27 protein-coding genes and 1 riboswitch are annotated in these 20,338 nt (G+C 69.9%); of the genes, 10 read left to right on the forward strand and 17 right to left on the reverse strand.

Annotated features, from left to right (window positions below):
* Window positions 1-72 precede the first annotated feature (72 nt).
* Complete coding sequence (locus tag ACLBWJ_RS13860) at window positions 73-1,101, reverse strand: CNNM domain-containing protein (protein ID WP_447660558.1); 1,029 nt, start codon at window positions 1,099-1,101, stop codon at window positions 73-75.
* The gene (locus tag ACLBWJ_RS13865; protein ID WP_447660559.1) at window positions 1,098-2,525 is read right to left on the reverse strand and encodes a hemolysin family protein; all 1,428 of its coding nucleotides are present in this window, start codon (window positions 2,523-2,525) and stop codon (window positions 1,098-1,100) included. The genes ACLBWJ_RS13860 and ACLBWJ_RS13865 overlap by 4 nt, the downstream gene beginning before the upstream one ends.
* A gap of 244 nt (window positions 2,526-2,769) precedes the next feature.
* Here ACLBWJ_RS13865 and ACLBWJ_RS13870 point away from each other — a divergent pair, with 244 nt between their 5' ends.
* The gene (locus tag ACLBWJ_RS13870) at window positions 2,770-3,372 is read left to right on the forward strand and encodes a TetR/AcrR family transcriptional regulator (protein WP_274178813.1); all 603 of its coding nucleotides are present in this window, start codon (window positions 2,770-2,772) and stop codon (window positions 3,370-3,372) included.
* 18 nt (window positions 3,373-3,390) lie between these two features.
* Here the strand turns inward: ACLBWJ_RS13870 and ACLBWJ_RS13875 are convergent, their stop codons facing one another.
* Window positions 3,391-4,545 carry a hypothetical protein gene (locus ACLBWJ_RS13875; RefSeq protein WP_447660560.1) on the reverse strand — a complete coding sequence of 385 codons (1,155 nt, stop codon included), beginning with the start codon at window positions 4,543-4,545 and terminating at the stop codon, window positions 3,391-3,393.
* Window positions 4,546-4,650: 105 nt separating this feature from the next.
* Between ACLBWJ_RS13875 and ACLBWJ_RS13880 the strand changes: the two genes are divergently transcribed.
* Both ACLBWJ_RS13880 and ACLBWJ_RS13885 read left to right on the forward strand, forming a co-directional pair.
* Entirely contained in the window at window positions 4,651-5,727 is a 1,077-nt protein-coding gene (locus ACLBWJ_RS13880) for a peptidoglycan DD-metalloendopeptidase family protein (RefSeq protein WP_447660561.1), read from the forward strand.
* Window positions 5,728-5,742: 15 nt separating this feature from the next.
* Window positions 5,743-6,255, forward strand: a complete 513-nt coding sequence (locus ACLBWJ_RS13885; protein WP_447660562.1) for a hypothetical protein — start codon at window positions 5,743-5,745, stop codon at window positions 6,253-6,255.
* 87 nt (window positions 6,256-6,342) lie between these two features.
* Here ACLBWJ_RS13885 and ACLBWJ_RS13890 read toward each other — a convergent pair whose 3' ends face one another.
* The 3 genes from ACLBWJ_RS13890 to ACLBWJ_RS13900 are packed head-to-tail and all read right to left on the reverse strand — an operon-like array spanning window position 6,343 to window position 7,331.
* Window positions 6,343-6,555 (reverse strand): hypothetical protein, encoded by a 213-nt coding sequence (locus ACLBWJ_RS13890; RefSeq protein WP_114588477.1) that lies wholly within the window; start codon window positions 6,553-6,555, stop codon window positions 6,343-6,345.
* Between the two features lie 42 nt (window positions 6,556-6,597).
* On the reverse strand, window positions 6,598-6,948 hold the full coding sequence (locus ACLBWJ_RS13895) for a peptide ABC transporter permease (protein ID WP_274178815.1): 351 nt from the start codon (window positions 6,946-6,948) through the stop codon (window positions 6,598-6,600).
* Entirely contained in the window at window positions 6,945-7,331 is a 387-nt protein-coding gene (locus ACLBWJ_RS13900) for a DUF7882 family protein (RefSeq protein ID WP_274178816.1), read from the reverse strand. The genes ACLBWJ_RS13895 and ACLBWJ_RS13900 overlap by 4 nt, the downstream gene beginning before the upstream one ends.
* 119 nt (window positions 7,332-7,450) lie before the next feature.
* On the opposite strand from ACLBWJ_RS13900, the gene ACLBWJ_RS13905 reads away from it, so the two are divergent.
* Entirely contained in the window at window positions 7,451-7,963 is a 513-nt protein-coding gene (locus tag ACLBWJ_RS13905; protein ID WP_282501325.1) for a MarR family winged helix-turn-helix transcriptional regulator, read from the forward strand.
* 4 nt (window positions 7,964-7,967) lie between these two features.
* Here ACLBWJ_RS13905 and ACLBWJ_RS13910 read toward each other — a convergent pair whose 3' ends face one another.
* Window positions 7,968-8,768 (reverse strand): DNA-formamidopyrimidine glycosylase family protein, encoded by an 801-nt coding sequence (locus ACLBWJ_RS13910; RefSeq protein ID WP_447660563.1) that lies wholly within the window; start codon window positions 8,766-8,768, stop codon window positions 7,968-7,970.
* Between the two features lie 117 nt (window positions 8,769-8,885).
* On the opposite strand from ACLBWJ_RS13910, the gene ACLBWJ_RS13915 reads away from it, so the two are divergent.
* Window positions 8,886-9,722, forward strand: coding sequence for an alpha/beta fold hydrolase (locus ACLBWJ_RS13915; RefSeq protein WP_323986285.1), 837 nt, complete (start codon window positions 8,886-8,888; stop codon window positions 9,720-9,722).
* A gap of 75 nt (window positions 9,723-9,797) precedes the next feature.
* Here the strand turns inward: ACLBWJ_RS13915 and ACLBWJ_RS13920 are convergent, their stop codons facing one another.
* Together ACLBWJ_RS13920 and ACLBWJ_RS13925 are read right to left on the reverse strand one after the other, a co-directional pair.
* Window positions 9,798-10,280 carry a pyridoxamine 5'-phosphate oxidase family protein gene (locus ACLBWJ_RS13920; RefSeq protein ID WP_404568742.1) on the reverse strand — a complete coding sequence of 161 codons (483 nt, stop codon included), beginning with the start codon at window positions 10,278-10,280 and terminating at the stop codon, window positions 9,798-9,800.
* 113 nt (window positions 10,281-10,393) lie between these two features.
* Window positions 10,394-10,585 (reverse strand): hypothetical protein, encoded by a 192-nt coding sequence (locus ACLBWJ_RS13925; RefSeq protein WP_274178821.1) that lies wholly within the window; start codon window positions 10,583-10,585, stop codon window positions 10,394-10,396.
* 159 nt (window positions 10,586-10,744) lie between these two features.
* On the opposite strand from ACLBWJ_RS13925, the gene ACLBWJ_RS13930 reads away from it, so the two are divergent.
* On the forward strand, window positions 10,745-10,924 hold the full coding sequence (locus ACLBWJ_RS13930; RefSeq protein WP_112617295.1) for a hypothetical protein: 180 nt from the start codon (window positions 10,745-10,747) through the stop codon (window positions 10,922-10,924).
* On the opposite strand, the gene ACLBWJ_RS13935 is transcribed toward ACLBWJ_RS13930, so the two are convergent.
* From ACLBWJ_RS13935 to ACLBWJ_RS13955, 5 genes are all read right to left on the reverse strand, one after another.
* Window positions 10,856-11,269: a DMT family transporter gene (locus ACLBWJ_RS13935; protein WP_274178822.1), complete on the reverse strand. Its 414-nt coding sequence runs from the start codon at window positions 11,267-11,269 to the stop codon at window positions 10,856-10,858. The genes ACLBWJ_RS13930 and ACLBWJ_RS13935 overlap by 69 nt on opposite strands.
* A gap of 1 nt (window position 11,270) precedes the next feature.
* Complete coding sequence (locus ACLBWJ_RS13940; RefSeq protein ID WP_114588482.1) at window positions 11,271-11,585, reverse strand: DMT family transporter; 315 nt, start codon at window positions 11,583-11,585, stop codon at window positions 11,271-11,273.
* A 10-nt stretch (window positions 11,586-11,595) separates the two neighbouring features.
* Window positions 11,596-11,661: riboswitch (guanidine-III (ykkC-III) riboswitch) on the reverse strand.
* Between the two features lie 19 nt (window positions 11,662-11,680).
* On the reverse strand, window positions 11,681-12,538 hold the full coding sequence (locus ACLBWJ_RS13945) for a CPBP family intramembrane glutamic endopeptidase (protein ID WP_274178823.1): 858 nt from the start codon (window positions 12,536-12,538) through the stop codon (window positions 11,681-11,683).
* Between the two features lie 15 nt (window positions 12,539-12,553).
* A complete protein-coding gene (gene trmB, locus ACLBWJ_RS13950; protein WP_112617298.1) occupies window positions 12,554-13,303 on the reverse strand; it encodes a tRNA (guanosine(46)-N7)-methyltransferase TrmB in 750 nt (249 codons plus the stop codon).
* A gap of 49 nt (window positions 13,304-13,352) precedes the next feature.
* The gene (locus ACLBWJ_RS13955) at window positions 13,353-14,186 is read right to left on the reverse strand and encodes a DUF3097 domain-containing protein (RefSeq protein ID WP_269267769.1); all 834 of its coding nucleotides are present in this window, start codon (window positions 14,184-14,186) and stop codon (window positions 13,353-13,355) included.
* Between the two features lie 181 nt (window positions 14,187-14,367).
* On the opposite strand from ACLBWJ_RS13955, the gene ACLBWJ_RS13960 reads away from it, so the two are divergent.
* The 4 genes from ACLBWJ_RS13960 (at window position 14,368) to ACLBWJ_RS13975 (ending at window position 18,553) form a co-directional block, all read left to right on the forward strand.
* Window positions 14,368-16,392 (forward strand): TPM domain-containing protein, encoded by a 2,025-nt coding sequence (locus ACLBWJ_RS13960; RefSeq protein WP_447660564.1) that lies wholly within the window; start codon window positions 14,368-14,370, stop codon window positions 16,390-16,392.
* A gap of 41 nt (window positions 16,393-16,433) precedes the next feature.
* Window positions 16,434-17,168 (forward strand): PspA/IM30 family protein, encoded by a 735-nt coding sequence (locus ACLBWJ_RS13965; RefSeq protein ID WP_112617301.1) that lies wholly within the window; start codon window positions 16,434-16,436, stop codon window positions 17,166-17,168.
* Between the two features lie 84 nt (window positions 17,169-17,252).
* A complete protein-coding gene (locus ACLBWJ_RS13970) occupies window positions 17,253-18,092 on the forward strand; it encodes an arginase family protein (RefSeq protein ID WP_404568745.1) in 840 nt (279 codons plus the stop codon).
* Window positions 18,089-18,553: a Fe-S oxidoreductase gene (locus tag ACLBWJ_RS13975; protein ID WP_404568746.1), complete on the forward strand. Its 465-nt coding sequence runs from the start codon at window positions 18,089-18,091 to the stop codon at window positions 18,551-18,553. The genes ACLBWJ_RS13970 and ACLBWJ_RS13975 overlap by 4 nt, the downstream gene beginning before the upstream one ends.
* Before the next feature lie 6 nt (window positions 18,554-18,559).
* Here the strand turns inward: ACLBWJ_RS13975 and ACLBWJ_RS13980 are convergent, their stop codons facing one another.
* The 3 genes from ACLBWJ_RS13980 to ACLBWJ_RS13990 all read right to left on the reverse strand — a co-directional run bounded on the left by ACLBWJ_RS13980 (window position 18,560) and on the right by ACLBWJ_RS13990 (window position 20,289).
* Window positions 18,560-19,021: an SIP domain-containing protein gene (locus ACLBWJ_RS13980; RefSeq protein WP_354450097.1), complete on the reverse strand. Its 462-nt coding sequence runs from the start codon at window positions 19,019-19,021 to the stop codon at window positions 18,560-18,562.
* Window positions 19,022-19,093: 72 nt separating this feature from the next.
* Entirely contained in the window at window positions 19,094-19,816 is a 723-nt protein-coding gene (locus ACLBWJ_RS13985; RefSeq protein WP_274178829.1) for a tyrosine-protein phosphatase, read from the reverse strand.
* On the reverse strand, window positions 19,813-20,289 hold the full coding sequence (locus ACLBWJ_RS13990) for a carboxymuconolactone decarboxylase family protein (protein ID WP_274178830.1): 477 nt from the start codon (window positions 20,287-20,289) through the stop codon (window positions 19,813-19,815). The genes ACLBWJ_RS13985 and ACLBWJ_RS13990 overlap by 4 nt, the downstream gene beginning before the upstream one ends.
* Between the last annotated feature and the right edge of the window lie 49 nt (window positions 20,290-20,338).

Genomic DNA, 20,338 nt, shown 5'->3' on the forward strand with positions numbered 1-20,338 from the left:
CTGGCAGTTCCCGCCGCCACATCGAGCGGGATGGGGCGGGACCTGCCAACTGAACGAGCTCGCGCCGTCGGGTCAACTCGCGGGCGCCACCAACTCCGCCTCAGCGGCGCCAGGCAGCACCTCGCGCAGCAGGTCGTCCAGTGTGACGACGCCGAGCAGCCGGGCGCCATCGACGATGGTCGCGAGCTGCACGTGTCCGCGGCGCATGCGCGCGAGCGCATCGTACGCCGACGCATCGGGCGCGAGCACGAGCGCGTCACGGGCGATCTCGAGCGCCGGGGTCTCCGGAGCCACCGCGAGCGTGTCACGAACGTGCGCGACGCGGCTCGACGGCCCCCTTCCCACGAGGATGCGCAGGTGCGCGGAGGATGCCGCGGCCGCCTGCACATCGGCGGCGGTGGCCGTCGCCGGCACCGCGGTGGGCACCCGGTCGGTACGGACGATGTCGCCGACCGTCAGCGACCCGAGGGCGATGGCGCGTGCGATCGGCTCGGAGTACTGCTCCTCGAGCGTTCCCGCGGCGCGCGAGTGCGCGACGATCTCGCGGATGGTGTCGGCGTCCTGACCGCCCGCGGCAGCCTTCTCGACGGGCTCGACACCCGAGGCCTTCACGAGCCGGTTGGCGATGTGATTGATCCACAGCAGGAAGGGACGCAGCGGCCAGGTCAGCGCACGGGCGGTGATGCCCGTCGCCTTCGCGGCCACCTCGGGGTGGGCGATCGCCCACGACTTGGGCGCCATCTCGCCGATGACGAGGTGCAGGAACGTCACCACGATGAGCGCCAGCATGAACGCGATGATGTCGGCGAGCACGTAAGGAAGTCCCCACTGCTCGAACACCGGAGCGAGCGCGTAGTCGATCGCGGGCTTGGTGATGGCACCGAGCAGGAACGTGCACGCCGTGATGCCGAGCTGGGCGAACGCGAGCATGACGGTCAGCTCGTTGACGCCGCGGAGAGCGGCACGCGCCGACGCGCTGCGGTCGGCCTCCTCTTCCAGGCGGTGGCGCCGAGCCGCGAGCAGCGCGAACTCGACGATGACGAAGAACGCGCTCGCCAGGATGAGCGCGATCGTGATGATCGTGACGACCCACCAGCTCATCGGGTGACCTCCTCGGTCGCGCCAGCCGCGACGACGGCATCGACGCCGACCTCGGGGCCGGCTTCAACGGCATCCAGATCCACCTCGTGCAGACGCACGACGAGCTCGGAGGGCACGAGACGGGCGACCTCGGCGACCTCGACATCCAGCCAGCGCTGCATCCGCAGCCCCTGCACCGTCTCGGACGCCCGCTCGGGCAGGTCGATGCGCACGACCGCGCCCACGGGCGGCAGGTCACCATGCTCGCTGATGATGAGACCTGCGATGGTCTCGGCGTCGTCGCGCGGCAGGTCGAAGCCGATCAGGCGCTCGACCTCGTCGAGATGGACGTCGCCGGGCAGACGCCAATGATCCTCGCCGACGTTCACGATCTCGTGGACCTCGAGGTCGTGTTCGTCGGAGATCTCGCCGATGACCTCCTCGGTCAGATCCTCGATGGTGAGGATGCCGTCGAAGTTGCCGTACTCGTCGACGACGCAGGCGAGCTCGTTGCGCGTCTGCCGCATGCGGTCGAGGGCGACCGGCAGCTGCATCGTCGTCGGCAGCACCACCGCCTCGCGCATCATCGTCGAGACGGGCGCGTCGTCGTCGTGGCGGCCGCGGAGCAGGTCGATGAGCTCGACGACACCGACCGGGTCGTCCTCCTCGCCGATGACGGGATAGCGGGTGTGGCCGGTCGCCATGAGCACGCGCACCTCTCCGACGGTCGTGTCGGGCGAGATCGAGTCGATGCGCGAGCGCGGGACCATCGCGTGCTCGACGTCGCGCTGCGGGAAGTCGAGGATGCGGTCGATGATCATCGACAGATCGTCGGGCAGATCGCCGCTCGCGCGGGACTCCTCGATGATCGCTTCGAGGTCGCGCGCGGTCGCGCTCTCGTCGACATCTTCGAGCGGCTCGATGCGCAGCAGCCGCAGCAGGGCGTTCGCGGCGACATCGAACACCGTGATGAGCCAGCCGAAGAGCATCAGGTAGATGCGGGTCGGAACCGCGAGGGCGCGGGCCAGGGGCTCCGGGCTGGCGATGGCGAGGTTCTTGGGATACAGCTCGCCGAAGATCATCGTCACGATGGTGGCCAGCAGCAGCGCGCCCACCGTTCCGATGAGCACCGAGACAGCCGGATCGATGCCGACGCCGCCCAGCAGCGTGCCGATGGACTCGCCGATGAGGGGCTCCGCCACGTAACCGATCAGCAGGCCGGTGACCGTGATGCCGAGCTGCGCACCCGAGAGCATGAACGACGTGCGCTTGGTGATCGCGAGCACACGTGCCGCCTGGGCATCGCCCTTCTCGGCACGGGCGGCCATGCGCGACCGGTCGACGGACATGTACGCGAACTCCTGCGCGACGAAGAAGCCGCAGGCGGCGATGATCGCCAGTGTCAGCAGGATTCCCAACAGCAGCGTCAGGACTGCTTCGATCATTCGGATTCACCCCCTCTCTCAGCGAGGGGGTACGAAGATCGACCCTCCTGGTCGGTGGAGGAATGGCGATTGCTCACGGGTGTTCTTTCTCGATAGGGCACGGGTGGGCACTCACAGGATAGCGGGCCGTCGGCGAGACCGGGCCAAGGCCTGCGCGGCACGGGGCACCGGAACCCGCGCCGAACGATCCGCACCACGAAGCGTCGCGGACATGCGCGAAGAGACCACAGCTACAGTGACGGGCATGTCCGGGAAAAGGGTCGGTCGCCCGCGCGTCGAGGACATCACCGAGGAACTTCTCCGGGAAGGCGAGCGGGTCCTCGCCGAGGAGGGCTTCTGCGCTCTCACGGTCGACGGCCTCGTGAGCCGGGCCGGGTCGACGCGCCCCACCTTCTATCGGCGGTTTCGAAGCACGGCCCACCTCGCCGTCGCCGTCTTGTCTCGCCGATTCGAACCGGGGCCGCTGCCCGATACCGGCTCGCTTGCCGGCGACCTTCGGGCGGTCCAGCGGGAGGGGATCGCTGTGCTCTCCGACCCGGTCGCTCGAAACAGCGTGGTCGACCTCGTGGGGGTCGCAAGGACGGACGAAGATCTCTCGGCGCTGCTCGACGCGGAGTTCATCCGCCCGCGCCGCGCCCGCGTGAAGCAGGTGATCGATGCCGCTTTTGCGCGACGAGAGACCGAGCCCCCGCACGTGGATGCCGATCAGGTCTACGACATGCTGATGGGCCCCCTCATCACACGCATGTTCTTGCCGCCGTACGCCCCGCCCGACGACGCTCTCGCCGAGAGCAGCGTTCGTTCCGCGCTCACTCGGCTCGGGTCGGACGACCTCGCCCGCCCGTGAGTCGCGCCGGCCTGGGGGTCAGTCGCGGGTGAGCCCGCTGCCGTCAGCCGACATCCGGAACGACGCGGTCTCGTAGTCGTCCTCGAGTGAGAAGTTGATCTCGATGGGCCCCGACTTCTCTCCGGATGACACCGCTTCGGCGCCACCCCACGTGCGCATGACCGTCGCCCCCGCGTCATCGACGGGGAGCCCGCTCTGGGACGCAGCCTCTTCCATGGCCGGGAGAATGCCTGCAAGATCGACGTCTTCCCATGAGAACGCTTCCGTGGCCGACTTCGGTTGAATCGACACGGCGCCGGAATGCTCCACCTGACCACCGCGGTACATCCACCTGTCGGTATGCGTGGTGCCGGCGGTGACGGGAGCCTCGACGATGACGAAATCCGGGGTGACGTAGATCGAGCTCACGCGGTCGTGGCCGATCTCGCGTTCGAGGGCGGCCTGGGCCTGGGCGAGCGGCCCGGGCTGACGCATGTCGACGTGCGCCCTGCCGTCGAGCACCGCCTCGACGGTCTGTGCCACCGCCTCCCGATAGGGCGCGACGACAGCGACGGCCACCGCGACGGCGACAGCCGTGAACACGAGCAGGCGCAGCGGCCGGCCGCGTCTGCCCACGCCGATCAGCGGCCCCTTGCGGCGCCCGCCGGAGATCCGGGTGTGGCTCGCGATGGGGACGAACCCAACCGACGACCGATCGGGGACCGTGAGGTTGCCGACCTCAGACGGTGAGAGCTCACCGTCGACGAAGGCGACCTCGGGTCCGCCGTCGAGAAGGATGGCGACCTGGCGCTGAACGCCGGGCTGGAACGAGGGAAGCTCCGTCAGGGCGACGACGGTGCGCAGAGTGGTCGCGTACGCCTCCCCCTGGATCGGCCGCACGGTCAGGTCGATCTCGCACAACGGCTGATCGTTGATCTGGGTACCGGTCTGCCGGATCGCATCGACGCGGGCGAGGCCGAGCCGCCGCGAATCGAGAGCGCGACGGAGATCGTCCTTCGATACCGCCACTCCCCCGGCCATCGATCGGCCGATGAGGATGAACGTCCCGCTGATGATCGCGACCGGAAGCGCGATGCTGATGATCGCCCAGCCGGCGTCCGGCGGCCCGACGTACTCGACCACCGCGCCACCGAGGAGCGCGCCGACAGCTGCGAAGAAGATCAGGCGGAGCACCATCCGACCCTATCGGCGGGGCGCAAGCCGCGGAGAAACGTCCCAGCGGCGGGAGGGGGGAGACCGAACCTCGGCAGGATCTCAGCCTCCTGTTAGGTTCTTCTCGTGTCGACGGACGAGAACGAGACCCCGCGAGCGCTCAGCCGCCGGGCGGTGCTGCTCGGATCCGTCGCGGCTGGCTCTTTGGTGCTCGCCTCTGCGACACCCGCCCGAGCCCTGACCTACAGCGTGAAGACGCCTGCCGAGCATGCCGCGCTTCCGATCGTCTGGGGGTACCCTCTCGCCAGCCGCGCGACGCGCGGATCCGGCGTCGACGGATACCCCGGGCAGACGTACAGCGGACACATCGGCGCCGACTACTACGTGACCCCCCGCATCGGGACCACGATCCTCGCGATCGCCGATGGCACCGTGACCGCCGTCGGGGATGACGGTGACGTGAGCCGCGGGGTGTTCGTAGTCGTCCAGCACGCTGCGGGTGTGCGTTCTGAGTACCTGCACATGGAACGTGGCAGCCCCATGGTGAGCGTGGGCCAACGCGTGTTCCGATGGACCCCGCTGGGCCGAACGGGGAACACAGGAGACGTGCGACCGCGCACGGAGGCCAACGCTCACCTCCATCTGGCGATCTTCTCGGGCCCCCACCGCACCGGAACGGTCTGGAACCCCGCGTGGCTCATCGAGGGAGCGCCGCTGCCGGCGACGTCGCCCACAGCGGCGACTCCGGTCTACCGGTTCTGGAGCGCTCGCTACCAGGGACACTTCTATACGGCGAGCTCGGCCGAGCGCGATGGCATCGCAGCTCGCTGGCCCGACATCTGGTCGTATGAAGGAACCGCCTATCGGGCGTTCACGACTCAGGTTTCCGGCACGGTGCCGCTCTTCCGCTTCTGGAGCGCCCAGTACAACGGCCACTTCTATACGACGGATGCCGGCGAGCGGGATGCGGTCATCGCTCGTTGGCCCGATATCTGGTCGTACGAGGGCACCGCGTTCTTCGTCTATCCAGCCGGCTCGTCCGCGCCCGATACGGTGACCGTCGCCCGGTTCTGGAGTCCGTCCGCACGGCACCACTTTTATACCGCGAGCGCGGAGGAGCGCGACGGCGTGATCGCGCGCTGGCCTGACATCTGGCAGTACGAGGGAGACAGCTTCCGCGTGCCCGCAAGCGTCGAGAACTGAGAACGAGGAGTACCCATGACCGGCATCGTCCTTCGGCGTCGCATCAGTGTGCCAGCCATCCTCGCATTCGCGCTGCTCACCGCGGGGTGCGCCACCCCGGGCATCGGCGGCGCGGCAGCACCCTCGCCATCGCCGACCCCGAGCGAGACCCTGTCACCGACGACTCAGCCGGAACCGTCCGCGACGCCGGACTCGACGACGCCCCCGGTCTCCTCGCCGGCACCGTCCCTGTCGACATCCGATCTGCTCGATGCGTGCCTCGTCGCGGTCAGAGACGGAAACGCTCCGGCGTCCGAGCAACTCGATCGTTCCACGGTCGAGAGCGGTAGTGCCCGATCCGCGCTCCGCCCGGATGGCCTCTGGTACGTCGTCGTCCCCGTCACCGATCCCACGGTCGATGCGCCGCTCGAATACGCGTGCCTGCTGAACGCCGACATGACCGTCGATGCGAGCTGGGGTCGAATCGCCCCGGACGCGGATGACTTCGATCAGTGGTCCACGGCTACGGAGCCTGCTGACGGCTTGTGACTCTGTGAACGTCGCGTCGTCCAGGCAAGAACACCCCGGTTGACGCGAAAATGCCCGGAGAGCAGGTCTCCGGGCACATCGATCGGGTCAGGACTTCTCGTCTTCTTCCGGTTCGAAAGTCGAGGCGGTTCCGGTGTGTCCGGCCGCGACGCCGTCCGGGTTGCTCGGGATGGTGCCGTCCTTGCCGAGACCTCCCGGCTCGCGCGTACCGTCGCCGTCGGTGTCGGCCGTGGAGACCTCGACGTCGGGTCCCTCGTAAGCGTTCTCGTCGGTCTCGCGACGGGTGTCATCGTTGCTCATGGCGTTCTCCTTCTCTTCGGCGACGGCCGATGCCGTCCGGTCTCAGATGAACGGAGCCAGTGCTCCGGCGGTCAGGGCGAGTGCGCCCGCGACAGCGCCCGAGGCGGTGGCCGTCATCCGCAGATGACGACGTGCGCGGGACTTCCGAGCCCGGTTTCCGGGCGCCTCGGTCGTCAGAAGCGAGTGCTGCGCTTCCTTCAGCGTTGCGAAGCGGCCGATGGGGGTGGCCTGACCGTCGAACGCGATGAAGTGCCCGTCAGAAGAGGTGTCGACGGATCCGACGAACTCCCCGTCGGTGGAGGCGACGTAGAAACCGGGGGCGACCGTCGACCAGGTGATCGTTCGGGCGGTGAGGATGCGCGGCGCTTCGGGGGCGCGCTCGAGCAGGGTCATGCTGCCGTCGCCAGCGCGCTCGGAGCGGTTGCGATGCTCTCGGCAGCGGCGGGAGCAGCGGCGATCGGGGCAGCAGGAGCCGCGTCGAAGTCCGCGAAGTCGACGACGAGGCCGGTGGAGGAAGTTGCCGCCCGTGCCATCTCGGTGAGCAGCGCCGAGTCGAGCTTTTCCATCTCCGCCCCGCCGAAGACGAAGCGGAGCGGGATCGCGGGCTGCAGCCAGATGGTCTGACGCCCCGCCGCGATGTCGGCGCCGTGACGCCAGGTGAGCGTGAAGCTCTCGGAGCGGCGGAGCTTGGTCGCGGTCAGCACCTTGAGGTGCGCGAGCAGGCGGTCCGGGATCTCGATCGACTCGGACGCGTTGCCGTAGAACAGCTGGCCCATTGTTGCTCCTCACAGATGCTGGATGACTTGTTGGGAACGCTACTAGTTGGGAAAGTATCTCGTCAAGTTAGATATCTGGTAAGGTAAAACGCATCAGCCAGGACCGCGGAGGTGTGCAGATGAGCGGCTTCTTCTACAACGACGATCGTCAGCGCGCGACCAGCGCGCTCGAGGCGTTGCGTCTCTACCAAGCGGCCGAGGCGGCGATGCGACGCCGCACGCGCGAGTCGATGTCGATGGGAGAGAACGAGCTGCTGGTCATCCGTCAGCTTCTGCGCGCGCAGTCGCGCAACGTTCCCGTGAAGCCCGGGGACGTCGCTAAGTACCTCGGCATCTCCACGGCCAGCACGACGAGCCTTCTCGACCGCCTCGAGTCCGCCGGCTACCTTCGTCGCGTGCCGCATCCGAGCGACCGGCGCAGCGTCTATCTCGAACCGACGGAACGCGCAGACGACGAGGTCCGTTCCACACTGTCGGCCATGCACGACCGTATGCATCAGGTGGCCGACGAGACCACGCCCGAGGCGACCGCGGCCGTGATCGACTTCCTCTCGCGGATGCAAGATGCGGTCGACTCCGTCGAACCGGCCCCTAGTCTGCAGCGCCAGCGCGGAGCAGCGCCGGCCGGCTGATCCGTCAGCTTCGACGCGGCTGGCAGGCGGGACACCACCACGTGCGCCGCTGTTCCGAATCGCCCGCGACCTCGGCGCGCACGAGGATGCGCGTCCCGCACCTGAGGCACGGTTTGCCGGCGCGGCCGGTCACCCAGTGCGCGCTCCCCCGACGCGCGGTGCCGGTGGTCACCTGATACATACCGGGCACTGTCGCGGAGAAGCGCAGAGCGCGCGCGGCACGGGCGACGAGCGACTCGAGGTCAGCGGTCGCAATGGGGTCGAACGGGTGGACACCCGAGAGGAACGCGAGTTCGTTCACCCAGAGGTTCCCCAGACCCGCGATGTTGCGCTGATCGAGCAGAGCGCCGGCGAACGTCCGATCCGGACGAGCATCGAGCCGCCGAAGGGCCTCGACGGCATCCCAGTCGTCGCGCAGCGGGTCCGGCCCCAGGTGACCGAGCGCAGTCGCGACGCCGTTCGCGCGCAGCAGTTCGACGACGGGCATGTCGATGCCCCACAGCGTCGCGCCGTCGTCCAACTCGGCTCGCACACGCACGGCCGGCTGCACGCGCACGGGAACGACGCGCCCCGAACGGGTGACCGTCCACGACCCCTGCATCAGAAGATGCGTGTGGAGTGCGAAATCGGGATCCAGCCAGGTGATCAGATGTTTGCCCCGGGTCTCGAGCCCAGCGATCCGCCAACCGGCGAGGGATGTCCCGGCCGCCGGGCCAGAGCGCAGTTCTCCGGACGAGATCGTCCGATCCACGACCTGAGGCCGGAGCCGGGCTGCCATGCGGAAGACGCTGTCACCTTCCGGCACGGGCTCCCCCGGACATCACGCCGACCTCATTCCTCCAGTCTGCCGCGGGCGCCTAGCCTCGGCTCCGAGAACCGTCAACTGCTCGAAAAACGCTTCGGAAGCGATGACGATGTGGGCATGACTGAGATCACCGCCCACAAGGGCCTCTTCAACGACATCGAGCTGCACGTCGACGACACCGGCGGATCGGGTCGCCCGGTCGTGCTGATCCACGGCTGGCCGCTGTCAGCGGAATCGTGGTCCGAGCAGATTCCCGCGCTCACCGCCGCCGGGTACCGCGTCGTCGCCTACGACCGCCGCGGCTTCGGGCGCAGCGACAAGCCTCGCTCGGGCTACGACTACAACACGTTCGCTCAGGACCTGGCATCCGTCCTCGACACCCTCGACCTGCGCGACGTGACCCTGGTCGGCTTCTCGATGGGAGGCGGCGAAGTCGCCCGTTATGTCGCCAATCACGGCCAGGATCGGCTGCGGAGCGTCGTGTTCGCCGCCGCGGTGCCGCCGTACCTCGCGCAGACGCCCGATAACCCGGAGGGCCCGCTCACACAGGAGGCCGCCGACGAAATGGAGAACGGCCTCCGCGCGGATGAAGCGACCTTCTACGACGGCTTCACGACCGCCTTCTTCTCCGTCGACGGCGAGCTCAAGGTCACGGAGGAGCAGCGCCAGGAGGCCCTCGCGCTCGCGCGCCAGGCCGACCACCACGCGGCACTGAAGTCGATGGAGGCGTGGGCGACGACCGACTTCCGCCGCGATCTGGCCGCGGTGACCGTGCCCGCGCTGATCATCCACGGCGACGGCGACGGCACCGTCCCCTTCGAAGGCTCGGGCAAGCGGACCCACGAGCAGCTTCCGGGCAGTGAGCTGGCGCTCATCGAAGACGCACCTCATGGCCTCAACGTGAGCCACGCCCGCGAGTTCAACGACGCCCTGCTCGCCTTCCTCGCGAAGTAGGCCTGCTCCGCTCGACGACGATGGGCCGTCCCGCAGCAGCGGCGACGGCCCATCGTGGCGTAGAGGCCCGAAGACTCAGAGGTCCAGCTTCTCGTTGCGGCCCTCATAGGTCTCACCGGTGATCTTCGACTTGATCAGGCCGATGGCGGTCGCGATGCGTCCGCCGGCACTGCTCCAGTACTCCCCCGAGATCGCGTCGACCCGCAGCAGCGTGATGCTGGGGTCGTCCGGGCCGTCGGGGAACCAGGCCTCGAGAGTGCTCGACCAGTAGTGTTCGAGGCGAGCGCGGTCGTCGACGATGGTCGCCTCACCGGCGAGCGAGACCCACGCGTCGTCCTTGCTGAGGGCGACGCCGACGGCGGCCCGCGAGGCCACGTGCGTCGCGACGGACGATCCGCGGTCGACGACGAACCAGAGGTCTCCGTCGAACTCGGCCTCCTGCACCGTCAGCGGGCGCGCTGTGAGCTTCCCCGATTCGTCGACCGTCGTCACCATGGCGAACCGGAACTCGGGCAGCAGCTCCGCCAGGATCGCGCGGGGGTCTTCGTTGTCACTCATCGTTTCTCCTTCGATCTGGCGTGGTCGTCATCCGTGGGTCCAGGCTCGCACCGGGACCAGCCCTCGGTCGCCGTCTTGACAGCCGACTCGATGCGCGACAGTCGCGCGACCCCTCAACCGCCCGAGGGGTTCTCGAGCGGCTGACCGTCGCCATCGGTCGTCGTGTCGGCATCTCCACCATGGCCCTCCGGTGCGGGCTCGTCGGGCGCCGCGCTCGGAGCCCCCGGAAAGGCCGATGCCCCGCCGGTGGCGGTTCCGGTCTCGATGTCGTCGCCGGGGATGTCGGGACGCTCTCGGTCACTCATGTGTTCGTCCTCTCGTCGTTGCGTGACCGCGACGCTACGCACCGAGCCGGCGCGGACCGAGGGTATTGACACACGTGAGGCACGGATCATCCCGCAGGGGGATGCTTCTCAGCCGATCGACCGACGCGTCGCAGGGCCACCGCTTCGTAGCGTCGAACTGTGACCGCCGCTCCCCTCTCTCCCCTCGACCGCATCCACCTCGCCGCTGGCCGCGGTCGCGCCCTGCTCGGCTCGATCCTGGGCAACATCGCCATCCTCGGCATCATCGCCCTAGCGGCGCTCGTCGTGCCGATCGCCGCCGCTCTCGTCTTCGGTCCCGCGCTCCTCGCTCGGCTGTGACCCTCGCGCCGCAGTCCTGCTCGTGGCCGGAACGAGCTTCAAGCCGATGACAGCGACCACGATGCCGGCGATGAAGACCACCTTGCCCGGAGCGAACGCCTCAGCGCCCGTCGCGATCGACCAGGTCACGGTCAGCGCCGCGCCCACCCCCACCCAGACCGCGTAGGCCGTACCGATCGGAATGTGCTTCATAGCGCGTCCGAGCCCGAGCATGCTGAGCAGCAGACCGATGGCGAACACGACACTCGGCACGGGGTCGCGTAGCCCGTCCGATTCGCCCAGGGCCGTCGCCCAGACAGCCTCGCAGACCGCGCTGGCGAGCAGGATCGTCCATGCACGCGTCATGTCAGCTCACCACCTTGAGGCCGACGACGCAGGCGACCAGGAGCAGAAGCAGGAGGATGCGCGCGGTCGACGCGCGCTCGCGACGGGTCACCATCGCCCACACGACAGTGAGCGTCGCTCCGACCCCGACCCAGACGGCGTAGGCGGTGCCGGTCGGCAGCTCGGTCATCGCGTATGCGAGGCCCGCCATGCTCGCGGCGAGCGCGACGACGAAGAGCGACGCGGGCCGTTTGCGGCGGAATCCCTCGGATGCCGCGAGCGCGGCAGCCCATACCGCCTCGAGGACGCCGGCTGCGATCAGGATCACCCATGCCATGACAGACCTGTCCGAGTCAGTCTTGTCCGTTGCGGGTACTGCTCCCTCGTCCGCGGGCCCCGCGTCGGGGCCCCGCGACCCAGCGTAGCCGCGGGTCAGGGCGCCGGGACGAGGAACAGCGCGTCGAGGAGACCCGGATTGTGCGCGTGGACGAGCACGCCGAAGACGACCGCGTCGAAGAGAAGGTGCACCGTCACGACGTAGGTGAGCGACCGCGTGCGCAGGAAGATGTAGCCCTGCAAGAGCGCGAACGGGATGGTCAGCACCGGTCCCCAGGCGCGGTAGCCGAGCTCCCAGAGGAATGAGACGAACACGATCGTCTGCAGGACGTTGGCCGAGACATCGGCGAAGTGCCGCCGGAGCAGCGCGAAGCAGGTGCAGATGAAGAACAGTTCGTCCCAGATGCCTACGGCGCCGACGCCGACGAAGAGGCGCGCGATGAGGTCGGGGGTGTCGACGACGGGCCAGTTGGTGTAAACGCCCGACGTGATGAAGTAGAACGGCAGGATCAGCCAGCCGAGCACGAGGACCGCGGCGAGCCAGACCCACTGGAAGGTGGTCCAGCGCCCTCCGCCGCGCCAGGGGAAGCGGATGGCGTGATCGCGATACACGAAGCGCGAGACGAGGTACGGCAGCAGCACCGCCCCGCCCAGCGCGAGGGTGAAACGCAGCATCGCGAGGTTGTCGAGCTCGGCCTTCAGGTCGATGAGGCTCACGACGACGAGACCGAGGGCGATCAGGGAGAGATCGCGCGCCAGCGAGGGCCGCGTCTCCTCACCCACCCGCCAGCGGTCGACGCCGAGAGCCGAGACGAGCCCCAGGACCAGCAGCGTCCACCCGAGCCAGGGCTGCAGCAGCACGAAGAACGCCGGCGCCGCCAGGCAGACCAGAAGGGCGGGCACGGTGCTCGCCGAGACGACGGGGCGGGCGGCCAGTCCCGGGTGCGTCTTCACGGCGTCCGCCCTCCGTCAGACCGCGTCGGTACGGCGATAGGCGAGGTCGCGGATGTCGCGCCCCTTGGCGATGCCCTTCCGCTCGAAGGCCGTCATCACGCGGCCCTCGAAACGCGGCGCCCAGTCATCCTCGAAGTCGGGGACGAAGCCCGCGGCATCCCCCATCACCTCGCGCATCTGGCGCGCGTAGTCCTCCCAGTCGGTCGCGAGTCGGAGCACGCCCCCGGGCTTGAGCGCCCGCGCCGCCAGCGGCGTGAAGTCGGGCGAGATGAGGCGCCGCTTCGTGTGACGCGTCTTGTGCCACGGGTCGGAGAAGAAGATCCAGAGCTCGTCGACGGATGCCGCGGGCAGCAGGTGCTCGAGTACCTCGGGCGCGTTCGCTTCGACGAGGCGGAGGTTCCGCACGCCCGCACGATCGGCGTCGAGCATGGTGCGGGCGAGCCCCGCCCGAAACACCTCCACGGCGAGGAAATCCGTCTCCGGCGCGGCCTGCGCAGCCGCGACGATCGCGTGCCCCTGGCCCGAGCCGATCTCGACCACGAGCGGCGCGCTGCGACCGAACAGCGCGGCGGGGTCGACCTCCGAGCCCGGCCGGACGCTCAGCACAGCCTGATCCCGTTCGACGGGGACGTTGTAGAAGTCGCCGAGCTGGTTCCAGGCGCGCTCCTGTCCGTCGCTCATCCGCCCGCTGCGGCGGGCGAACGACACGGGCCGCTCGCGGTAGCGGGGTTCGTCACCGGTGTCGGGCGCGTCGGTCTGCGGCATGAGTCCAGGGTATCGAGCGACGGGAGGTGCGCCGAGCGGACCTGGGGCGTCAGGCCGTGACGAAATCGATGAGCTCCTCGACCCGGCCCAGCAGCGCAGGATCCAGGTCGCGGTACGTCCGAACCGATCCGAGAATGCGCTGCCAGGCATGCGCGATGTCGGCCTGGTCCTCGGCGGGCCAGCCGAGCGCCCGGCAGACGCCGGTCTTCCACTCGATGCCGCGCGGCACCTGCGGCCACGCGCGGATGCCGACGGCCTCGGGGCGCACGCACTGCCAGACGTCGATGTGGGGGTGCCCGACGATCCTGAGGTGGGCACCGTGCGGACCACGCAGGATCTGCTCCGCGATGCGGGTCTCCTTCGAGCCCGCGACCAGATGGTCCACGAGCACCCCGTAGCGACGCTCGGCAGAGGGCGGCTCGTCTCGGAGGAGGTCCTCCAGCAGGTCGATCCCCTGCAGGTACTCGACCACGACGCCCTCGACGCGGAGGTCGGCGCCCCAGACCTTCTCGACGAGTTCGGCGTCGTGTCGTCCCTCGACCAGGATGCGCGACGCGCGTGCCACGCGCGCCCGTTGCTGCGGCGCGACGAACGACCCCGAAGCGGTACGCAGCCGACCCGCGGGCTGTGCGGCCTTCGGAGCGACGAGCTTGACGGGCTCGCCGTCGACGAGGAAGCCGCCCCCGAGCGGGAACAGACGCACCTTGCCGAGGCGGTCCTCGAGTTCCACGTTCCCGCCGCGGACGGCCACGACCGCTCCGCAGTAGCCGTCGGCCGCCACCTCGACGACGAGATCGGGATCGGCGGGCACCTCCGGCACCACCTTGCGTCCGGCATCGCGCCATCCGGCTGCGAGCACATCGGTGCCGTATCTGTCGTCCATGGTTCCTCCCGCCTCGCGCCCCGTCGGGCCGCGGGTCAGCGTAACCGCGGCCGTTCCCGTCGCCGGGTATCCGCGCCGCGATTCCGCTGGCCGCTGATTCACAGTCCCGGCATAGGCTCAGGCACGACGCCCTCAATAGAGTGGAGACGAGGCCGGTCCTCCGACCTCGGAAGGGGAACGGATGCGCGTGCTCCGAGCGGTGACGCTCTCGATCCTGGCGAGCCTGATGTTCGTCGCGGGCGGTTCCGCCGCGGCCTGGGCGACCGACCCGGTCGACCTCGGCTCGGGACGCGTCGTGGATCAGGCCGACGCGCTGACTCCAGGCGAAGAGCGTGCCGTCGACGAGAGGCTCACCGCGTTGAGCTCGGAGGCGGGCATCGACCTGTGGGTCGTGTACGTCGACGCGTTCACCAGCCCGTCCGACGCCGAGGGCTGGGCCAACGCGGTCGCCGAGCGCGGCGGCCTCGGCGTGGACCAGTATGTACTGGCGATCGCGACCGAGCAGCGCAACTTCTACCTGTCGGGCGACACCAACGGCCCCGTCGACGGCGAGACGCTCGGCGACATCGAGACGCGCGACATCCTTCCAGAGCTCCGGTCGGAGGATTGGGGCGGCGCCGCGTTCGCCGCCGCCGGCGGACTCGCGGCGGCGGTCGGTGGATCCGGCGGCGGATCCGGCGGCGCGACGGGCGGCTCGGGCATGTCGGGCCTGACGATCGTCCTCGGAATTCTCGCGGTCGGTGCCGTGATCGCCGTCATCGTCGTCCTGGTGCGCCGTCGTCGGGCGGGCGCCGGCCCCGGCTCCGCCCGTGGCGCGGCCGCCGAGCCGATCGAGGAGCTCGCCCGGCGCTCCGCCAGCGCGCTCGTGGCAGCCGACGACGCCATCCGGACGAGCGAGCAGGAGCTCGGCTTCGCGACGGCGCAGTTCGGCGACGAGGCGGCAACCGCTTTCGCCGAGACCCTGGCGCAGGCACGCCGAGACCTCGACGAGGCGTTCACGCTGCAGCAGCGCCTCGACGACGATCAGCCCGACACCGAGGCGGACGTCCGCGTGATCCACACCCGCATCCTCGAGCTGTGCGCGCACGCCGACTCCGAGCTCGACGCGCGCGCCGAGGAGTTCGACCGTCTGCGCGACCTCGAGCAGAACGCCCCCGAAGCGCTCGTTCGCATCCAGCAGGAACGCGGCGCCGCCGGAACCGGGCTCGACGGGGCGGTCGCCTCTCTCGAGCGGCTTCGATCGGCCTACGCCCCCGAGGAACTCGCCACCATCGGCGACAACCCCGAGCAGGCGCGCAGCCGCCTCGACTACGCCGACGAGCAGCTCGCGACGGCGCAGCGTGCGATCGCCGCGGGCGACGGCGCTGCGGCGGCCGTGTCATTGCGTGCCGCCGAAGGAGCCGTCGCGCAGGCCGCTCAGCTGGAGGCCGCGGTCGAGAAGGTCGCCGTGGATCTCGCCACCGCCGAGCGCGATGCTGCGGCGCTCATCACGGACCTCGAACAGGACGTTGCGGCAGCGGTCGGCGTACCCGATCCCGACGGCACGCTCGCCGCGGTCGCGTCGGCCACCCGGCAGCACATCGACGCCGCCCGTTCCCAGCTGACCGGCGAGCACCGTCGCCCGCAGGCCGCGTTGTCCACGCTGCTGGGCGCGAACTCGGCGATCGACGCCGCGCTCGCCGGAGCCCGGGATGCCGCGCAGCGAGCCGCCCGCGCGCGACAGACGCTCGAACACCAGCTGCAGCAGGCCCGGGCGCAAGTATCGGCCGCCGAGGATTACATCGGCACGCGACGCGGAGCCGTCGGGGCGACGGCCCGCACGCGAGTCGCCGAAGCTCGCGCGTCGCTCGACCGGGCGGAGGCGACCGCGCAGATCGACCCCGAGCGCGCGCTGGCCGACGCAACACGTGCGACGCAGCTGAGCGGACTCGCGATCGACGCGGCACGCACCGATGTCGGCGGCTTCGCAACTGGCTCCCCCGGATCGAACTCGAACGGCATGATGGGTGCCATGATCGGCGGCATGGTGCTGAACTCGCTCCTCGGGGGCGGGTCGTCCGGACGCCGCTCGTCGGGCTTCGGCGGCAGCGGCTTCGGCGGCGGCTTCAACGGCTCGCGCGGCGGGTTCGGCGGCGGTTCACGCGGTCGCAGCGGCGGCGGCGGGTTCGGTGGCGGCCGCTCTCGGCGCGGCGGCGGCCGATTCTGACGACTTCTCCCTCTTCCCGACCACCCACGAAAGGAACCCCGATGGCAAAGCAGTCCATCTTCGGTCGCATCTCGACGCTCGTGAAGGCGAACATCAACGCCCTCCTCGACCAGGCCGAGGACCCGCAGAAGATGCTCGACCAGCTCGTGCGGGACTACACCAACTCGATCGCCGACGCGGAGTCGGCGATCGCCGAGACGATCGGCAACCTGCGCCTGCTCGAGCGCGACCACCAGGAGGATGTCCAGGCCGCGGCAGAGTGGGGCAACAAGGCCCTCGCCGCGAGCCGGAAGGCCGACGAGCTGCGCGCGGTGGGCAACACCGCCGACGCCGACAAGTTCGACAACCTCGCGAAGGTCGCGCTGCAGCGTCAGATCAGCGAGGAGAACGAGGCCCGGACCATCGCGCCGACGATCGCGACCCAGACCGAGGTCGTCGAGAAGCTCAAGGACGGCCTCAACGGCATGAAGGTCAAGCTCGACCAGCTCCGCGCGAAGCGCTCCGAGCTGCTCGCGCGCGCGAAGACTGCCGAGGCGCAGAACCGCGTCCACGACGCCGTCAAGTCGATCGACGTACTCGACCCGACGAGCGAGCTCGGACGCTTCGAAGACAAGGTCCGCCGCCAGGAGGCGCTCGCCGCCGGCAAGCAGGAACTCGCCGCCTCGAGCCTCGACGCGCAGTTCGAGAGCCTCGAGGACGTGGGCCAGCTCACCGAGGTGGAGGCGCGACTCGCCGCGCTGAAGACGGGCGGAGCCGCCGGCGCCATCGAGCGCTGAGTGCCGATGTCGACGCCCGGGCCGGCTCTGCCGCCCGGGCGTCGACGCTCGAACCGCTGAGAACGCCCGACGAAGGACGAAGGAATGACCCGATTCATCGTGGTCCCGCAATGGCAGGGCTCGCCCTCAACTCGATCGATGACGCTGATCGACGGCGCTGACGCGATCGCGGGCGACCTCCCGCGCAGCGCGACCGTCCGGGTCGACGTGCCGATCGAGGCCGGCGAGGCGCTCGGCAGCGGCATCCGGCGGTTCAGCTCGCTCCAGCGCACCCGCGACCTGGTCACGGCCGCCCTCACCGAGGCCGACGGTGCCGCGGACGGCGCGAGCCCGAGCGGCCACGTGCTGGTCGTCGGCGGCGACTGCGGAGTGGCCGTGCCGGCGATCGCGCATGCGGCCGCGCTGCATCCCGACATGGCCGTCGTCTGGTTCGACGCGCACGCCGACCTGCATACCCCCGAATCGTCCTCCTCGGGTGCGTTCGCGGGGATGGCCCTGCGCGCGGTGTTCGAGACGACCCCGTTGTCACCGGATGCCGCGGTGCCCGCCGATCGCATCGTCCTTGCGGGCGCCCGCGAGTTCGACGACGCAGAGACCGATGCGGCGAAGATCGCGGGTCTGACGCATCTCGGCGTCGACGATCTGGCCGATCCCGCCCGTCTGGCGGACGCGGTCGCTGCCACCGGCGCCGGCTCGGTCTACGTTCACGTCGATCTCGACGTCCTCGACCCCGCGGCGATCACGGGTGTGAGCGCGGCCGTGCCGTTCGGAATCGACATCCCAACCCTCACCAACGCGATCGGCATCCTGCGCGGGCGGTTCTCGTTCGCCGGAGCGTCCGTCTCCGGGTTCGCTCCGCCGCATCCCGAGGCCGTCGTGGACGACATGGGCTCCGTGCTGCGGGTCGTCGGGGCTCTGGCGTGAGCAGCGTCCGGATCCCGCCCGCCGGATGGCGGCAGCGAGCCGACGCGGCGGTCGCGCGAGGCGCGGCGGTGGACCGGCTCATCCCCCGGATGCTGCTGGACTCCCCCGTCAGCGAGTTCGGCGCCCGGGCGGGCACCGCCTTCGGGTTCGTCTGGGGCACGCTGTGGTCGACCGGCCGCGTCGAGCGACGTCAGGGGCTGTGGGTCTTCCGCGGGATGCCGGAATGGACGTTCGGCCGCGGGGGCGTCTGCGTCGGGTCGTGCTTCCTGACCGGCGACCGTGAACCGAGCGAGCGGATCCTCACGCACGAGGCCGTGCACGCTCGGCAGTGGCGGCGATACGGGCTCCTCATGCCGTTGCTCTACCTGATCGCGGGCCGCGATCCCCTGCGCAACCGATTCGAGATCGACGCGGGACTGGCCGACGGCAACTACATCCCCCGGCGCGCCAAGAGCCGCTGACGGACCTCAGCGGGCGGTCGCGAGCCCGAAGCGCTCGGGCGTGTGAATTGACGCGGCGGTCATTCCGCAGCGCGCGGTGAGGTGATCGACGATGTCGACCGTGCCGAGGAACCCGCCCAGCAGGTGCACGCGCGTCGCCTTCGCGGCATCCGTGCACAGCATCTCGTCGGCCCACGCGGTGACCGCGCGAGAGAGCGCCTCGCCCGACCCGCAGCCCCGGCCCGAACCCGGAGCACCGGTTCGGCGTGAACGGTCGAGCCAGGTCACGACCATGCGGGCCGGCGCCGACACGGTGCCGATCCAGGCGGCGTCGGGCACCTCGATGAAGACCCGGCCGGTCGAGCACAGCGGCAGGGTGGCGAGGAGCGCCTCGAGCTCGGCGAGCGAGTGCTCGTCGGCCGTCACCAGGTGCTGCACCCGGACGTGCTTCGAGGCGCGGCAGGCGGCGGCGCTGTGGAGCTCGGTCATGATGACTCCACTATACCCGCGGTGTAGGCATGCCTTACCTACGTAGCCGAAACCGGACGGCCCCCCGAGGTCTCACATCAGGATGATGCGGCGCAGCTCGGCGAGCTCGTCGTCGGCGAGTCCGTGCGACCGGAGGTAGTCGGCCGGGGAACCGAATCGCTCGCGCAGGTCGGCCAGGAGCCCGCGCATCACCGGCGCGGGCGACCGCGTGGCCAGGTCGACCAGCTGCGGGGCGTCGGGGTGGTGCGCGCGGAGATACGCGAGGATCGGCGCGTTGCGCTCGGCCGGCAGCAACGTCTCCGTGCGGGCGTAGTCGTCGACGACGGCATCCTCGTCCACTCCCGCTGCCGCGAGGATCATCGCGATCGTCACTCCGGTGCGGTCCTTGCCGATCGTGCAGTGCACGAGCACCGGCTGATCGGCGATGACCCCGCGGACGACCTCGAGCACGCGCGGAGCCGAGTCGTCGATGAGCGAGCGATACATCGACTCGAGCGACATGTCGGCGCGGAACAGCGAGGCGACCGACCCCAGGAACAGCGGCACCCGCTGGGTCTCGATGGAGAGATCTCCGAGCACCGTGGGCTCGGAGCGCACCTCGTCGTCGTCGCGCAGGTCGATGATGCGACGCAGCCCGAGCGCGCCGAGAGCGCGGCGCCCGGCGTCGTCGACGCGGAAGAGGTTGCCCGAACGGTAGAGCACGCCCGATCGTGTCGAGGTGTTTCCCGCCCGCAGGCCGCCGGTGTCGCGGAAGTTCAGGGCTCCCGGCACCGACAGCGATGCCGCGCCGCTCATCCGCCGGGACGCGGGAGCGGCGGCACGGGGTACCGGCCCGCGATCGTCAGGCGATTGAACGCGTTGATCGAGATGAAGAGCCAGCTCAGCGCGACGTACTCCGCCTCGGAGAAGACCCCGCCCACGCGGTCGTACAGCTCGTCCGAGACGCCCTCGTCGGCGATGTGCACATACGCCTCGGCGAGCTCGAGAGCCGTACGCTCGCGTTCGTCGAAGACCCCCGACTCGCGCCAGGTGGCGAGCTGGGCGATCTCGTCGGCCGTCACACCGGCAGCCACCGCCCGACCCACATGCACACGCACGCAGTAGGCGCAGCCGTTGAGCTGCGAGCTGTGGACGAGCGCGAGCTCTTTCAGACGCTCGTCGATGCCGGCATCCTGCGCGATGGTCCCGACCGTGCGGGCGAACGCGTCGAGCGCGTCGTAGGCCGGACGAGCCGCCTTGGCGAGATGGATGCGCCGCTCCGGATTCATGCGTCAACCCTATCCACCGCCCTCCCCCGTCGCGGGAGAATGGTCCCTC

The sequence above is a fragment of the Microbacterium sp. M4A5_1d genome, from assembly GCF_053345465.1.

Bases quoted from the DNA above. Each gene is read 5' to 3' on its own strand.
- ACLBWJ_RS13960 (WP_447660564.1), top strand. From the start codon at position 14,368: ATGCGCGTGCTCCGAGCGGTGACGCTCTCGATCCTGGCGAGCCTGATG.
- ACLBWJ_RS13920 (WP_404568742.1), bottom strand. From the start codon at position 10,280: ATGAGTGACAACGAAGACCCCCGCGCGATCCTGGCGGAGCTGCTGCCC.
- ACLBWJ_RS13990 (WP_274178830.1), bottom strand. From the start codon at position 20,289: ATGAATCCGGAGCGGCGCATCCATCTCGCCAAGGCGGCTCGTCCGGCC.
- trmB (WP_112617298.1), bottom strand. From the start codon at position 13,303: ATGCCGCAGACCGACGCGCCCGACACCGGTGACGAACCCCGCTACCGC.
- ACLBWJ_RS13955 (WP_269267769.1), bottom strand. From the start codon at position 14,186: ATGGACGACAGATACGGCACCGATGTGCTCGCAGCCGGATGGCGCGAT.
- ACLBWJ_RS13865 (WP_447660559.1), bottom strand. From the start codon at position 2,525: ATGATCGAAGCAGTCCTGACGCTGCTGTTGGGAATCCTGCTGACACTG.
- ACLBWJ_RS13870 (WP_274178813.1), top strand. From the start codon at position 2,770: ATGTCCGGGAAAAGGGTCGGTCGCCCGCGCGTCGAGGACATCACCGAG.
- ACLBWJ_RS13885 (WP_447660562.1), top strand. From the start codon at position 5,743: ATGACCGGCATCGTCCTTCGGCGTCGCATCAGTGTGCCAGCCATCCTC.
- ACLBWJ_RS13940 (WP_114588482.1), bottom strand. From the start codon at position 11,585: ATGGCATGGGTGATCCTGATCGCAGCCGGCGTCCTCGAGGCGGTATGG.
- ACLBWJ_RS13860 (WP_447660558.1), bottom strand. From the start codon at position 1,101: ATGAGCTGGTGGGTCGTCACGATCATCACGATCGCGCTCATCCTGGCG.
- ACLBWJ_RS13970 (WP_404568745.1), top strand. From the start codon at position 17,253: ATGACCCGATTCATCGTGGTCCCGCAATGGCAGGGCTCGCCCTCAACT.
- ACLBWJ_RS13915 (WP_323986285.1), top strand. From the start codon at position 8,886: ATGACTGAGATCACCGCCCACAAGGGCCTCTTCAACGACATCGAGCTG.
- ACLBWJ_RS13925 (WP_274178821.1), bottom strand. From the start codon at position 10,585: ATGAGTGACCGAGAGCGTCCCGACATCCCCGGCGACGACATCGAGACC.
- ACLBWJ_RS13965 (WP_112617301.1), top strand. From the start codon at position 16,434: ATGGCAAAGCAGTCCATCTTCGGTCGCATCTCGACGCTCGTGAAGGCG.
- ACLBWJ_RS13900 (WP_274178816.1), bottom strand. From the start codon at position 7,331: ATGGGCCAGCTGTTCTACGGCAACGCGTCCGAGTCGATCGAGATCCCG.
- ACLBWJ_RS13895 (WP_274178815.1), bottom strand. From the start codon at position 6,948: ATGACCCTGCTCGAGCGCGCCCCCGAAGCGCCGCGCATCCTCACCGCC.
- ACLBWJ_RS13890 (WP_114588477.1), bottom strand. From the start codon at position 6,555: ATGAGCAACGATGACACCCGTCGCGAGACCGACGAGAACGCTTACGAG.
- ACLBWJ_RS13905 (WP_282501325.1), top strand. From the start codon at position 7,451: ATGAGCGGCTTCTTCTACAACGACGATCGTCAGCGCGCGACCAGCGCG.
- ACLBWJ_RS13935 (WP_274178822.1), bottom strand. From the start codon at position 11,269: ATGACGCGTGCATGGACGATCCTGCTCGCCAGCGCGGTCTGCGAGGCT.
- ACLBWJ_RS13985 (WP_274178829.1), bottom strand. From the start codon at position 19,816: ATGAGCGGCGCGGCATCGCTGTCGGTGCCGGGAGCCCTGAACTTCCGC.
- ACLBWJ_RS13980 (WP_354450097.1), bottom strand. From the start codon at position 19,021: ATGACCGAGCTCCACAGCGCCGCCGCCTGCCGCGCCTCGAAGCACGTC.